The organism is Klebsiella sp. JB_Kp042 (genome assembly GCF_040065275.1).
GTDB lineage: Bacteria > Pseudomonadota > Gammaproteobacteria > Enterobacterales > Enterobacteriaceae > Klebsiella > Klebsiella quasipneumoniae.
Genome location: NZ_JBEAJL010000096.1, coordinates 21043 through 34068, shown reverse-complemented (window position 1 = coordinate 34068; position 13026 = coordinate 21043). Strand labels below are relative to the sequence as shown.

The window sequence follows — 13026 nt, the reverse complement described above, 5'->3', positions numbered from 1 at the left end:
AACGTGCAAAGTGTTGATGTTGCCATTGTTGGCGGTGGAATGGTGGGGCTGGCGGTAGCCTGCGGTTTACAGGGCAGCGGCCTGCGCGTCGCGGTGCTGGAGAAAGCGGAGCCGCAGCCGCTGGCTGCCGATGCGCCGCCGGCGCTGCGCGTGTCGGCAATAAACGCCGCCAGCGAAAAGCTGCTGACGAAGCTGGACGTCTGGCGCGAGATCGTTGCCCGACGCGCCAGCTGCTATCACGGAATGGAAGTGTGGGACAAAGACAGCTTCGGCCGCATTAGCTTTGATGACCAGAGCATGGGCTTCAGCCATCTGGGCCATATTATTGAAAACGCCGTGGTGCATTATGCGCTGTGGCAGAAGGCGCAGCGCTGCGCCGACGTCACCCTGCTGGCGCCTGCGCAACTGCAGCAGGTGGCGTGGGGCGAAAATGAGGCCTTTCTCAGCCTGCAGGACGGCAGCATGCTCACCGCGCGTCTGGTGATCGGCGCCGATGGGGCGAATTCGTGGCTGCGCAATAAAGCCGATATTCCGCTGACCTTCTGGGATTACCATCATCACGCGCTGGTGGCGACTATCCGTACCGCTGAGCCGCATCAGGCGGTGGCTCGCCAGGTATTTCATGGCGACGGGATCCTCGCCTTCCTGCCGCTCTGCGATCCGCACCTGTGCTCGATCGTCTGGTCGCTGTCGCCGGCGGAGGCGCAGCGGATGCAGGAGGCTGATGAAGCCACCTTTAACCAGGCGTTGAATATCGCCTTCGATAATGGCCTTGGCCTCTGCCAGCTGGAAAGCGCACGTGAAGTCTTCCCGCTGACCGGCCGCTATGCTCGCCAGTTCGCCGCCCACCGCCTGGCGCTGGTCGGCGATGCCGCGCATACCATCCACCCGCTGGCCGGGCAGGGCGTCAACCTCGGCTTTATGGATGCGGCCGAGCTTATCGACGAACTGAAGCGTCTGCACGCCCAGGGCAAAGATATCGGCCAGCATCTTTATCTGCGCCGCTACGAGCGCAGCCGCAAGCACAGCGCCGCGCTGATGCTGGCGGGTATGCAGGGCTTCCGCGACATGTTTTCCGGTAGCCATCCGGCGAAGAAGTTCCTCCGCGACATGGGGCTGAAACTGGCCGATACGCTGCCGGGCGTGAAACCGCAGCTGATTCGCCAGGCGATGGGCCTTAACGATCTGCCTGCCTGGTTACGTTAACCGCGTCACACTTCTTTCACCCGGCCTGCGCGCCGGGTTTTCCCCCTCATTTGAAATATTCTAATTTCACCTCTTTTTTCGCATTAGTTTTATTAATGCGTCCTTTTTTTTGTTAAAGAAATTAGGGCTATAAAATCGCATAAAACACCATCATTCCCTAATTTGAGCCGCGGTATTGTTAATTATATGTGGCGTAAATCGCTTTTTCCCAGTCAATAACTCTGTAGGCTTTTCGGCGGATTTTAGTCATAAGCTAATGTGATGCCCTGAATGAGCTTATGGTTTAGCGCCGGGTTCGGTGGTAAGTTCAGGCAAAAGAGAACGTTTGCGTCGGTATCCGTCAGCGATGCCGACGCCCCATTTCGTGGCGAAAAATCGCCGACAATCTCGTGGCTGGTTCCGTTTTATTCGATGAGGAAAAGATGGCTCAACAGACTCCGTTGTATGAACAACACACGCTGTGCGGCGCGCGCATGGTGGATTTCCATGGCTGGATGATGCCGCTGCATTACGGATCCCAGATTGATGAGCACCATGCGGTGCGCGGCGACGCAGGCATGTTCGATGTGTCGCATATGACCATCGTTGATTTCCACGGCAGCCGGACCAGAGAGTTCTTGCGCTATTTGCTGGCCAACGACGTGGCGAAGCTCACCACCCCGGGCAAAGCGCTCTACACCGGCATGCTGACCGCCTCCGCCGGCGTCATCGACGACCTGATTGTCTATTTCCTCTCTGAAGATTATTTCCGCCTTGTTGTTAACTCCGCCACCCGCGAAAAAGACCTCGCCTGGATTTCCGAACAAGCTGAACCTTACGGCCTTGAAATCATCGTTCGCGACGATCTGTCGCTGATCGCGGTTCAGGGTCCGCAGGCGAAAGCGAAGGCGGCGACGCTGTTCACCGACGCGCAGCGTCAGGCCGTGGAAGGTATGAAGCCGTTCTTCGGCGTGCAGGCCGGCGAGCTGTTTATCGCCACCACCGGCTATACCGGCGAAGCGGGTTATGAAATCGCCATGCCGAACGAGCAGGCGGCAGATTTCTGGCGCGGTCTGCTGGACGCTGGCGTTAAGCCGTGCGGTCTCGGCGCGCGCGATACTCTGCGCCTGGAGGCCGGGATGAACCTGTATGGCCAGGAGATGGACGAAGGCGTCTCTCCGCTGGCGGCGAATATGGGCTGGACTATTGCCTGGGAACCGGCGGATCGTAACTTTATCGGTCGCGAAGCGCTGGAGATGCAGCGTGAAAAGGGCACCGAACAGCTGGTTGGCCTGGTGATGACCGAGAAAGGCGTCCTGCGCGGCGGCCTGCCGGTACGTTTTACCGATAGCGACGGTAATCAAAAAGAAGGCATTATCACCAGCGGCACCTTCTCGCCGACCCTGGGCTACAGTATCGCGCTGGCTCGCGTGCCGGCCGGGATAGGCGACACCGCGGTGGTGCAAATTCGTAACCGTGAAATGCCGGTAAAAGTGACTAAACCTGGTTTTGTACGCAATGGCAAAGCCATTGTGTGATTTCCCTTTTTTGGAGATGAATTGATGAGCAACGTACCAGCAGAACTGAAATACAGCAAAGAACACGAGTGGCTGCGTAAAGAAGCGGACGGCACCTATACCGTCGGGATCACCGAGCATGCGCAGGAGCTGCTGGGCGATATGGTATTCGTTGATCTGCCGGAAGTGGGCGCCACCGTTGAAGCGGGCGCCGATTGCGCGGTTGCCGAATCCGTGAAGGCGGCTTCCGATATTTATGCCCCGATCAGCGGTGAAATCGTTGCCGTTAACGAAGAGCTGAACGACTCGCCGGAACTGGTCAACAGCGACCCGTACACCGACGGCTGGATCTTCAAAATCAAAGCCAGCGATGAAGCGCAGGTTGCCGCGCTGCTGGATGCGACCGCCTATGAAGCTCTGTTAGAAGACGAATAAATACGTTTCATCCTTCACGCTGCAGGGGCGTTGGCTTCCTGCCGCGCGCATGATTTTGCGTATTCCGGCCCGGTAAGCATCAGCGTTTGCCGGGCAAACCAGTCAGACAATCACGATTCACCGCACGTTTCAGGAACCATCGCTCATGACTCAGACTTTAAGTCAGCTTGAAAACCGCGACGCCTTTATCGAACGTCACATTGGCCCGGACGCTCAGCAGCAGCAAGAGATGCTGAAGACCGTCGGCGCGGATTCGCTTAACGCCCTGATCGGCCAGATTGTGCCGCAGGATATCCAGCTGGCGACCCCACCGCAGGTGGGCGACGCGACAACCGAATTCGCCGCGCTGGCAGAGCTGAAGGCGATCGCCGGTCGCAACAAGCGCTTCAAGTCTTACATCGGCATGGGCTACACCGCCGTGCAGCTGCCGCCGGTTATTCAGCGCAACATGCTGGAAAATCCGGGCTGGTATACCGCCTATACCCCTTACCAGCCGGAAGTCTCCCAGGGCCGTCTGGAATCGCTGCTCAACTTCCAGCAGGTTACGCTGGATCTCACCGGGCTGGATATCGCTTCCGCTTCGCTGCTCGATGAAGCGACCGCCGCCGCCGAAGCGATGGCGATGGCCAAACGCGTCAGCAAACTGAAAAACGCCAACCGTTTCTTCGTCGCCGCCGACGTCCATCCGCAAACCCTGGACGTGGTGCGCACTCGTGCGGAAACCTTCGGTTTCGACGTGATCGTCGATGACGCCGACAAAGTGCTCGATCACCAGGATGTTTTCGGCGTGCTGCTGCAGCAGGTGGGCACCACCGGCGAAATCCACGATTACAGCAAACTGATCGCCGAGCTGAAAGCGCGCAAAGTGATTGTCAGCGTCGCTGCCGACTTTATGGCGCTGGTGCTGCTGACGGCGCCGGGCAAGCAGGGGGCGGATATCGTCTTCGGCTCCGCCCAACGCTTCGGCGTGCCGATGGGCTATGGCGGCCCGCACGCGGCCTTCTTCGCGGCGAAAGATGAATTCAAACGCTCCATGCCGGGCCGGATTATCGGCGTATCGAAAGATGCGGCGGGGAACACCGCGCTGCGCATGGCGATGCAGACTCGCGAACAGCACATCCGCCGCGAGAAAGCGAACTCCAATATTTGTACCTCGCAGGTGCTGCTGGCCAACATCGCCAGCCTGTACGCGGTATTCCACGGCCCGGCGGGTCTGAAACGTATCGCAGGCCGCATTCATCGCCTGACCGACATTCTGGCCGATGGCCTGCAGAAGAAAGGGCTGAAGCTGCGTCATGCCCACTACTTTGACACCCTGTGCGTGGAAGTGGCGGATAAAGCCGCGGTGCTGGCGCGTGCCGAAGCCCTGCAGATTAACCTGCGCAGCGATATTCACGGCGCGGTGGGCATTACGCTCGATGAAGCGACCACCCGCGAAGACGTGCTCAACCTCTTCCGCGCCATCGTCAGCGACGATCATGGTCTGGACATCGATACCCTGGATAAAGACGTGGCGCTGGACAGCCGCTCCATCCCGGCGGCGATGCTGCGCGACGATGCGATCCTCACCCATCCGGTGTTCAACCGCTACCATAGCGAGACCGAGATGATGCGCTACATGCACGCCCTGGAGCGTAAAGATCTGGCGCTGAACCAGGCGATGATCCCGCTGGGCTCCTGCACCATGAAGCTGAACGCCGCGGCGGAGATGATCCCCATCACCTGGCCGGAGTTCGCTGAGCTGCACCCGTTCTGCCCGGTAGAGCAGGCGGAAGGGTATCATCAGATGATCGCTCAGCTCTCCGACTGGCTGGTGAAACTGACCGGCTATGACGCCGTCTGCATGCAGCCGAACTCCGGCGCGCAGGGCGAATATGCTGGCCTGCTGGCGATTCGCCACTACCACGAGAGCCGCAACGAAGGCCATCGCGATATCTGCCTGATCCCAAGCTCCGCGCACGGCACCAACCCGGCTTCCGCGCAGATGGCGGGTATGCAGGTGGTGGTGGTCGCGTGCGACAAAAACGGCAACATCGATCTCGCCGACCTGCGTGAAAAAGCAGAGCAGGCGGGAGCGAATCTCTCCTGCATCATGGTCACCTATCCGTCGACCCACGGCGTATATGAAGAGACCATTCGCGAAGTGTGCGAGATCGTGCACCAGTTCGGCGGCCAGGTTTACCTTGACGGCGCCAACATGAACGCCCAGGTCGGGATCACCTCTCCGGGCTTTATCGGCGCTGACGTTTCGCACCTCAACCTGCATAAAACGTTCTGCATTCCGCACGGCGGCGGCGGCCCGGGTATGGGCCCAATCGGCGTGAAAGCGCACCTGGCGCCGTTCGTGCCGGGTCACAGCGTGGTGCAGATTGAAGGGATGCTGACCCGTCAGGGCGCGGTTTCCGCTGCGCCGTTCGGCAGCGCGTCCATCCTGCCGATCAGCTGGATGTATATCCGTATGATGGGCGCGGAAGGGCTGAAGCAGGCGAGCCAGAATGCGATCCTTAACGCCAACTATATCGCTACCCGTCTGAAAGACGCCTACCCGGTGCTCTACACCGGTCGCGATGGTCGCGTGGCGCACGAATGTATTCTCGATATTCGTCCGCTGAAAGAAGAGACCGGCATTAGCGAGCTGGATATCGCCAAGCGCCTGATCGACTTTGGCTTCCATGCGCCGACCATGTCCTTCCCGGTAGCGGGTACGCTGATGGTTGAGCCGACGGAATCGGAAAGCAAGGTGGAGCTGGACCGCTTTATCGACGCGATGCTGGCGATCCGCGCGGAGATCGACCGCGTCAAAGCCGGTGAATGGCCGCTGGAAGACAACCCGCTGGTGAACGCGCCGCATACCCAGGGTGAGATCGTTGGGGAATGGAACCATCCGTACAGCCGCGAGCTGGCGGTATTCCCGGCGGGTCTGCACAACAAATACTGGCCGACGGTGAAACGCCTGGACGACGTGTACGGCGACCGTAATCTGTTCTGCTCCTGCGTGCCGATGAGCGAATATCAGTAACGTGCGGAATTAGCTATACTTTTAAAGGCGCTGCGGCGCCTTTACTTTTTGGGAGAGAAGCATGGGGATAGCACTGATTAGCGGCGCGAGCCGCGGAATAGGCCGGGCGACGGCGCTGCTGCTGGCGCAGGAAGGGTATACTGTCGCGGTCAATTATCATCACAATATTAACGCTGCCACCGAGGTGGTGAATACCATTGTTGCCGCCGGCGGCAAAGCCACGGCGCTGCGGGCGGATATCAGTGATGAAGCGCAGGTGATGGCGATGTTTGAGGCGATTGACCGCATGGGCGAGCCGCTGACGGCGCTGGTCAACAACGCCGGGATCCTCTTTACCCAGTGTACGGTGGAGAGCCTGAGCGCCGAGCGCATTAACCGCGTGCTGGCGACCAACGTGACCGGCTATTTCCTCTGCTGCCGCGAGGCGGTCAAGCGCATGGCGCATCAGCATGGCGGCAAGGGCGGGGCGATAGTTAACGTGTCGTCGGCGGCGTCGCGCCTTGGCTCGCCGGGAGAATATGTTGATTACGCCGCGTCGAAAGGGGCGGTGGATACCCTGACCACCGGGCTGGCGCTGTAGGTGGCGGCGCAGGGGATCCGGGTAAATGGCGTGCGCCCTGGGCTGATTTATACCGAGATGCACGCCTCCGGCGGCGAACCGGGGCGCGTGGATCGGGTGAAGCATTCGCTGCCGATGCGGCGCGGCGGTCAGCCGGAAGAGGTCGCTCAGGCCATTGCCTGGCTGCTGAGCGACAAAGCGTCCTATGTGACGGGCAGTTTCCTCGAACTGGCGGGCGGTAAATAACCCGCTGATGTCAATTGCCCGGTGGCGCTGCGTTTGCCGTGCATGGGGGTAAGGCGAACGGTAGGCCGGGTAAGGCGTAGCCGTCACCCGGCATAAAGTCCGGTAAAGTGGCTGGCTTACCAGGAGGCCAGCCACAGTCGTAGACGCATTCCCCAGCCGCTGGTCCAGCCGGTGGTGACCGACTTCACCTCGCCTCGATAAATCACCACCAGCGTTGGCGTTACCCGAATGTCCCACTGCCGCGCCAGCTGGCCGCTCGGGTCATTCACCGTCGGCAGCGCCAGTTTCTTTCTGGCAAGCCACGTCTCCAGCGCGGCGTTATCACCGGATCGCAGGGCCACGGTCAGCACATTGCCGCCATCGGCGGCAAGCGATGCCACCGACGGCGTGGTGTAGCGACAGACCCCGCACCAGGTGGCCCAGACGTACAGCAGCAGCGGCTTTTGCTGGCTCATGGCGTTCAGATCCACCGTCCTGCCGTCGAGGGTGTGCAGCGATGTGGCGCTGACGTTTTGCGGCAGCGCGGGCTGGCGAAAATAATCCACCGCCAGGCCCACCGCCGCGCCAATCAGCAGCCACACCGCCAGCTCACGCAGCCAGCGCCTGAGCTTACTGGCCACGGGCTTTCGCCAGCTGCTCTTTCACCAGCCCCTCCAGTTCGTCAGCAGGGATCGCCCCGGCCACCATCTGATCGCCGATGATGGTCGCCGGCGTGCCCTGAATATTCAGCACCTGCGACAAAATCAGGTTCATCTTCAGCGAATCCATGGTCTTGTCATCGAGACTGACGCTGTCGGTGGCGGTTTTCTTCTGCGCCGCGGCGATGCTAGCGTCATCGTGATAGCCTTTTTTCGCCATCAGCCGCTGATGCAGCGCCCAGAACTTATCGGGCTGCTGGCGCCAGGTAGAGAGCGCCGCTTTGGCGGCATTGACCGAACTTTGCCCCTTGAACGGCAGCAGCTTCACGATCAGCTGGACGTCCGGGTTATCGTGGACGATTTTTTCCAGCATCGGATCAAACTGTTTACAGTAAGGACAGTTGTAATCGGTAAACGAGACGATCGTCAGCTTCGGCGCTTTGGCGCCGGTGCGCGGGCTGTTCGGATCGTTAAACAGCAGCTGCGCCAGCTGGTCATTACCGTTTGCTGGTGGTTCTTCCGCCGGGGCGGCGAAGCTGAAGGCGGATACGCACAGCAGCAATAAGGCGGTGATAGCTCTCATGTTAGTTTCCTTTGGCGGCGGACAGGGTGGCGAGGAGGTGGTCGCGATCTAACAGCGCAGGCAGGATCTCTCCCTGCGGCAATCCCGGTCCGTAAATCTGGTTAAACGGCACCGCGGCGCTGCCGCGGTCGGTTAAAAACTGACTAATCGTGGCGGAGGGGCGGCTCCAGTCGCCGCGCAGGGCGACCACGTCCGGCGCTAACAGCGCCTGCTGGACGTCATCGCGCAGCAGCACGTTGTATTTATTGGCTTTACAGGTCACGCACCAGTCGGCGGTGACATCAATAAACACCCGCTTATGTTCCGCCAGGGCGCTGGCGATAGCCTGCTCGCTGAGCGGCTGCCAGTTAACCCGGTCGCGGCGCGGGCCCTCGCCGTCAGGCCGGGAGACAAAGGCGACGGCGCCGGCCACCACGATGGCCAGAGCCCCTGCGCGCAGCGCTGTCCGCCAGCGGTAGCGCCAGGCGGTGGCCAGCAGCAGGGCTACGGTCAGTATCACCAGCAGGGTAAGCACCGGGGTACGGCCGATGTGGATCGTCAGCAGGCTGACCAACCATAGCGCCGAGCCCAGCATCATCACCCCCAGCGCCACCCGCAGATGATTCATCCAGCGGCCTGGGCGCGGAAGGCGTTGCGCCAGCCCCGGCCAGGCGACGATCAGCAGCCACGGCAGGCTCATACCGATCCCCATGGCGAAGAAAATCCCCCACAGCAGCGGCAGCGGCGCCACCAGCGCCACCGACACGGCGGTGCCGAGGAACGGCGCGGTGCAGGGTGTCGCCAGCAGGGTGGCGAAGGCGCCCTGCCAGAAATGGCCCATTAAGCCGTTGCCGCCTCGGGTGGCGAGGAAGGTGCTGGCGGTGGAGGAGAGGCGGATTTCGAACAGCCCCAGCAGACTGGCGCTGAACAGGACCATCACCAGCGCCATGGCGCCGATAAACCACGGGTTCTGGAACTGGATCCCCCAGCCGAGCGCCTGATTACCCAGGCGTAGCGCGGTCATCATCAGCGCCAGCGCCAGGAACGAGACGACGATCCCGCACGCCGAGGCGAGGAACTGTCGGCGCACCGCGCCGCGTTCGCGATGTTCGGTTTGCACCAGCGAGCCGAGCTTCATCGCCAGCACCGGCAGGACGCAGGGCATTACATTGAGGATAAGCCCCCCGGCCAGCGCCATCAGCAGCACCCAGCCTAACGCCGCTCCCGGCGCGGCGCTGCCTGCGCGGATAGCGAGCTGGCTTTCCTGCGCCTGGCCGCTATCCGCCAGCACCAGCGACAACGTTTTACCGCGTAGATCCGGCGCCGCTTCGCCCCAGCTATCGGTGACCGGCACGCTGGCGGTTAGCGTATCGCCGCGGGTGGTAAAGCTCGGCTTGCCGAAATCGACATCCTCCATGCTGTCGATAAACAGCGCTGGTTGCTGCCAGCCGGCATCACGGCGGGCGGTCACCGTCAGTTTGCCGCTGACGTAGCTGGCGTTCAGCTGCGAAGTCAGGCCATCGCGCAGCGGCAGCGTGCCCATCGCACGGGTGTAATCGTAGGCAAAACCCTCTCCTGGCGGGGCCGTCATATCCAGCGAAAACGGATAGTCAGTGAGAATGCAGACATTGCTGCAGGTGGATAATGTCAGTACGCCGCTGAGCGTCGGCGGTATCTTCCCGCGCAGGGTCATCGGGAAGCTGACGTCGCCGTGATATCCCTGAGTGGAAATGCCCGCAACGTCGAAACGCTGCGGCGTCGGCCAGCGCCAGTCAACCGCCAGCGGCGTGCCCCAGGCGATAGTCGGCGCGATGCCGCCTTCCCCTGGCGAACGCCAGTAGGTTTTCCAGCCCTTTTCCAGCGCCACGTCTAAAAGCAGGCGGGTATCGCCATTGCTCTCGGTTTGCGCCCGCAGGCGCACGCTGGCGTGTTGATTATCGGCGGCGCGTAGCCAGCCGCTGTCGGCGGCCTGGCTGACGGGCAGCCATAGCCAAAGCAGGCAGACCAGTAGTCGCCTGAATAACATAGACATAAATTTGCTCCATAAATGATGAATTAACCTGAACTGTCAGGAAAATCACTCACTCACGGAAGACGCATAATCGCAGATGCACCCGCAATCGGGGCGGGGAGATAACGCGGGGAGGCCACTGGCGTTCGATACGCGGCGGGATCGCCGCCAGCACCGCCAGCAGCAGGGTGATAGCCAACAGCGCCCCTTCGAACAGCATCGGCGGGACGGCCATCAGCGACTTGGCGCTGAGCTCGCACGGCGTGACCGGCGCGTCGGCCTTATCCTGGGTTTGCTGTAGCGACGGGCTGTCGGCAGCGAGGTTCATGACCAGCGCGTGCATCCCGGCCATTCGCTGGGCGGTGCAGACCAGCACCACCATACAGGCCAGGAGGACAAAAAGAATGGCTTTGCGTTGTCGCTTAATCATGAGCGCCTCAAATATTCACGAGGCCTATCTTATCGGGCGAACGCGTTTTGGCAATGGTAAAGCTGTAAAGAAGTGTCTGGCGGATAAGCGATTTGCCCTCCCCCGGCCGGGAGAGGGCAGTCAATTACAGATTCTCACCGTTGCTGGCGATGACCTCTTTGTACCAGTTGAAGCTCTTCTTGCGCGAGCGGGACATATCGCCGGTGCCGTCGTCGTGTTTGTTGACGTAGATGAAGCCGTAGCGTTTGCTGTACTGGCCGGTGGTGAAGGAGACGCAGTCGATGCAGCCCCACGGGGTATAGCCCATCAGATCGACGCCGTCGTAGGTGACGGCTTTCATCATCTCTTCGACGTGGGCGCGCAGGTAGTCAATGCGGTAGTCATCGTTGATGCTGCCGTCGGCTTCGACTTTGTCGTAGGCGCCAAAGCCGTTCTCGACGATAAACAGCGGCTTCTGGTAGCGCTCATACAATTCACACAGGGAATAGCGCAGACCGACCGGGTCAATCTGCCAGCCCCAGTCGGAGGCTTTGACGTGCGGATTCGGCACGCTGCCTTCGAAGCCGGAAATGGCGTCGCCGGTGCCGCCTTCGGCTTTCACCGCGTTGGTCATGTAGTAGCTGAAGCCAAGATAAGCGCAGGTGCCTTCGCGCAGGATCTGCGCGTCGCCATCTTCCATCTTGATGTTGAAGCCGCGGCGCTCCCACTCATTCAGCACATAGCTCGGATAGTAACCGCGCAGCTGAACGTCGGTAAAGACGTAGCGCTCGCGCATCGACTCCTGAGCGAACATCACATCTTCCGGTTTGCAGGAGTAAGGGTAGAGGGCGACCATCGCCAGCATGCAGCCGACCTGCATGTCCGGGTTAATACCACGCGCCGCTTTCACCGCCAGCGCGCTGGCGACGAACTGATGGTGCAGCACCTGGTACATGGTCTCTTCCGGGTTGTCATGCTCGGTATAAACCACCCCGGAGCAGCAGTAGCCGAACAGCGGCGCGCGCCAGTTACGCTGGTTATTGATCTCGTTGAAGGTCATCCAGTATTTCACTTTGTGCTTATAGCGCTCGAAGACCACTTCGGCGAAGCGCACAAAGAAATCGACCACTTTACGGTTGGTCCAGCCGCCGTACTGCTGCACCAGGTGCAGGGGCATCTCGAAGTGGGAAAGGGTGATCACCGGCTCGATGTTGTACTTCAGCAGTTCGTCGAACATGTCGTCGTAGAACTTCAGCCCCTCTTCATTCGGCTGGGTCTCGTCGCCCTGCGGGAAGATGCGGGTCCAGGCGATGGAGGTACGGAAGCATTTGAAGCCCATCTCGGCGAACAGTTTGATGTCTTCTTTGTAGCGGCCGTAGAAATCCACCGCTTCGTGGTTGGGGTAATATTTGCCGGCTTCAACCTGGTGGGTGATTTCACGCGGCACGCCGTGCGCCCCGCCGGTCAGTACGTCGCAGATGCTCGGGCCTTTGCCGCCCTGATCCCAGCCGCCTTCAACCTGATGCGCGGCAACCGCGCCGCCCCATAAAAAATCTTTCGGAAGGGTTAATTTTTTCATCCTGGCTAATCTCTCTAATAACTATTGCTCTCGAGTCTAGCAAAGTGAAATTGAATGTCACGATATAACAAATTACGCCAAACGTAATATGTTACATCGAAAAAACAGGCTGTTATTTTTAGCTGATTTTGCGCGCTAATTTACGTCCGAGCGTTTCGAGAATATAGATCACTGGAATTTGCGTCGTAATATCGTAGACACCGCCAATGCGCGTCTGCGGCACGTGCCAGGAGAGATTGAAATCGGCCAGTTTGGCCAGCCGCGAGTGTTCGTGACTGGTAATGGACATCACCTTGCAGCGGTGCAGGCTGAACTGGCTGGCGAAGCGCAGGATCTCTTCCGTCTCGCCGGAGACGGAAAGCACGATCGCCAGCGCGTTACGGGCCATATCGTTAGTCACCGGAAAATAGGGGTCATCAATATGATTACTAAATTTCCCGACGTTGGAGAAGAAGCGGGCGCCATATTTCGCCAGCGCGCCCGAGGTGCCTGCGCCGACGAAAATAATACGTTCGGAGGCGAGAATAATATCGACGGCCTGCTCGAGTAATTCATCGAACTCGTCATTATTAACGCTTTTAAAAAAGCTCATGATTTCGCTGGCGCCGATATTTGCCTGTTGAGGCTCGTTCTGCTCAAGATATAATTTAAAGCGCACGCGAAATTCAGAGTAGCCCTCGCACTGCAGTTTGCGGCAGAAGCGCAACACGGTGGTGGTGGAGACGCCGGCGGCTTCGGCCAGTTCGCGGATGGTCATGTACATCACTTTGTCACGATTCTTAATGACGTAGTGGTAGACCATCATCTCAAGATTATTGAGACTGGCGACAGCGGCGTGGGAGAACATACTCACAGTGGCGAACTCA

At 60.0% G+C, this 13026-nt stretch carries 10 protein-coding genes and 1 pseudogene; 5 read left to right on the top strand and 6 right to left on the bottom strand.

What is annotated here, in order from left to right; translation table 11 throughout:
• Positions 1-3 precede the first annotated feature (3 nt).
• The 5 genes and pseudogenes from ubiI to ABLV54_RS18915 all read left to right on the top strand — a co-directional run bounded on the left by ubiI (position 4) and on the right by ABLV54_RS18915 (position 6961).
• Positions 4-1206, top strand: a complete 1203-nt coding sequence (gene ubiI, locus ABLV54_RS18935; protein ID WP_032454040.1) for an FAD-dependent 2-octaprenylphenol hydroxylase — start codon at positions 4-6, stop codon at positions 1204-1206.
• A gap of 422 nt (positions 1207-1628) precedes the next feature.
• Positions 1629-2723 carry a glycine cleavage system aminomethyltransferase GcvT gene (gene gcvT, locus ABLV54_RS18930; RefSeq protein ID WP_004205303.1) on the top strand — a complete coding sequence of 365 codons (1095 nt, stop codon included), beginning with the start codon at positions 1629-1631 and terminating at the stop codon, positions 2721-2723.
• A 24-nt stretch (positions 2724-2747) separates the two neighbouring features.
• Entirely contained in the window at positions 2748-3137 is a 390-nt protein-coding gene (gene gcvH / locus ABLV54_RS18925) for a glycine cleavage system protein GcvH (protein ID WP_023290979.1), read from the top strand.
• Positions 3138-3282: 145 nt separating this feature from the next.
• Entirely contained in the window at positions 3283-6156 is a 2874-nt protein-coding gene (gene gcvP / locus ABLV54_RS18920; RefSeq protein WP_050533754.1) for an aminomethyl-transferring glycine dehydrogenase, read from the top strand.
• Positions 6157-6217: 61 nt separating this feature from the next.
• Positions 6218-6961 (top strand): annotated as a pseudogene (locus tag ABLV54_RS18915) (SDR family oxidoreductase).
• Positions 6962-7077: 116 nt separating this feature from the next.
• Here the strand turns inward: ABLV54_RS18915 and ABLV54_RS18910 are convergent.
• The 6 genes from ABLV54_RS18910 to ABLV54_RS18885 form a co-directional block, all read right to left on the bottom strand.
• Complete coding sequence (locus tag ABLV54_RS18910; RefSeq protein WP_064158011.1) at positions 7078-7581, bottom strand: protein disulfide oxidoreductase; 504 nt, start codon at positions 7579-7581, stop codon at positions 7078-7080.
• Positions 7571-8182 carry a thioredoxin domain-containing protein gene (locus ABLV54_RS18905; protein ID WP_101881385.1) on the bottom strand — a complete coding sequence of 204 codons (612 nt, stop codon included), beginning with the start codon at positions 8180-8182 and terminating at the stop codon, positions 7571-7573. The genes ABLV54_RS18910 and ABLV54_RS18905 overlap by 11 nt, the downstream gene beginning before the upstream one ends.
• 1 nt (position 8183) lies before the next feature.
• Positions 8184-10193 (bottom strand): protein-disulfide reductase DsbD domain-containing protein, encoded by a 2010-nt coding sequence (locus tag ABLV54_RS18900; RefSeq protein ID WP_101881386.1) that lies wholly within the window; start codon positions 10191-10193, stop codon positions 8184-8186.
• Between the two features lie 49 nt (positions 10194-10242).
• A complete protein-coding gene (locus tag ABLV54_RS18895) occupies positions 10243-10602 on the bottom strand; it encodes a hypothetical protein (RefSeq protein ID WP_064158014.1) in 360 nt (119 codons plus the stop codon).
• A gap of 124 nt (positions 10603-10726) precedes the next feature.
• Complete coding sequence (bglA, locus tag ABLV54_RS18890) at positions 10727-12160, bottom strand: 6-phospho-beta-glucosidase BglA (protein WP_023290972.1); 1434 nt, start codon at positions 12158-12160, stop codon at positions 10727-10729.
• A gap of 118 nt (positions 12161-12278) precedes the next feature.
• The gene (locus tag ABLV54_RS18885) at positions 12279-13007 is read right to left on the bottom strand and encodes a MurR/RpiR family transcriptional regulator (RefSeq protein WP_032454033.1); all 729 of its coding nucleotides are present in this window, start codon (positions 13005-13007) and stop codon (positions 12279-12281) included.
• Positions 13008-13026: the final 19 nt, after the last annotated feature.

Coding starts and splice junctions, on each gene's coding strand:
- ABLV54_RS18885 (WP_032454033.1), bottom strand. CDS start 13,007: ATGTTCTCCCACGCCGCTGTCGCCAGTCTCAATAATCTTGAGATGATG.
- ABLV54_RS18905 (WP_101881385.1), bottom strand. CDS start 8,182: ATGAGAGCTATCACCGCCTTATTGCTGCTGTGCGTATCCGCCTTCAGC.
- gcvH (WP_023290979.1), top strand. CDS start 2,748: ATGAGCAACGTACCAGCAGAACTGAAATACAGCAAAGAACACGAGTGG.
- gcvP (WP_050533754.1), top strand. CDS start 3,283: ATGACTCAGACTTTAAGTCAGCTTGAAAACCGCGACGCCTTTATCGAA.
- ABLV54_RS18895 (WP_064158014.1), bottom strand. CDS start 10,602: ATGATTAAGCGACAACGCAAAGCCATTCTTTTTGTCCTCCTGGCCTGT.
- bglA (WP_023290972.1), bottom strand. CDS start 12,160: ATGAAAAAATTAACCCTTCCGAAAGATTTTTTATGGGGCGGCGCGGTT.
- gcvT (WP_004205303.1), top strand. CDS start 1,629: ATGGCTCAACAGACTCCGTTGTATGAACAACACACGCTGTGCGGCGCG.
- ABLV54_RS18900 (WP_101881386.1), bottom strand. CDS start 10,193: ATGTCTATGTTATTCAGGCGACTACTGGTCTGCCTGCTTTGGCTATGG.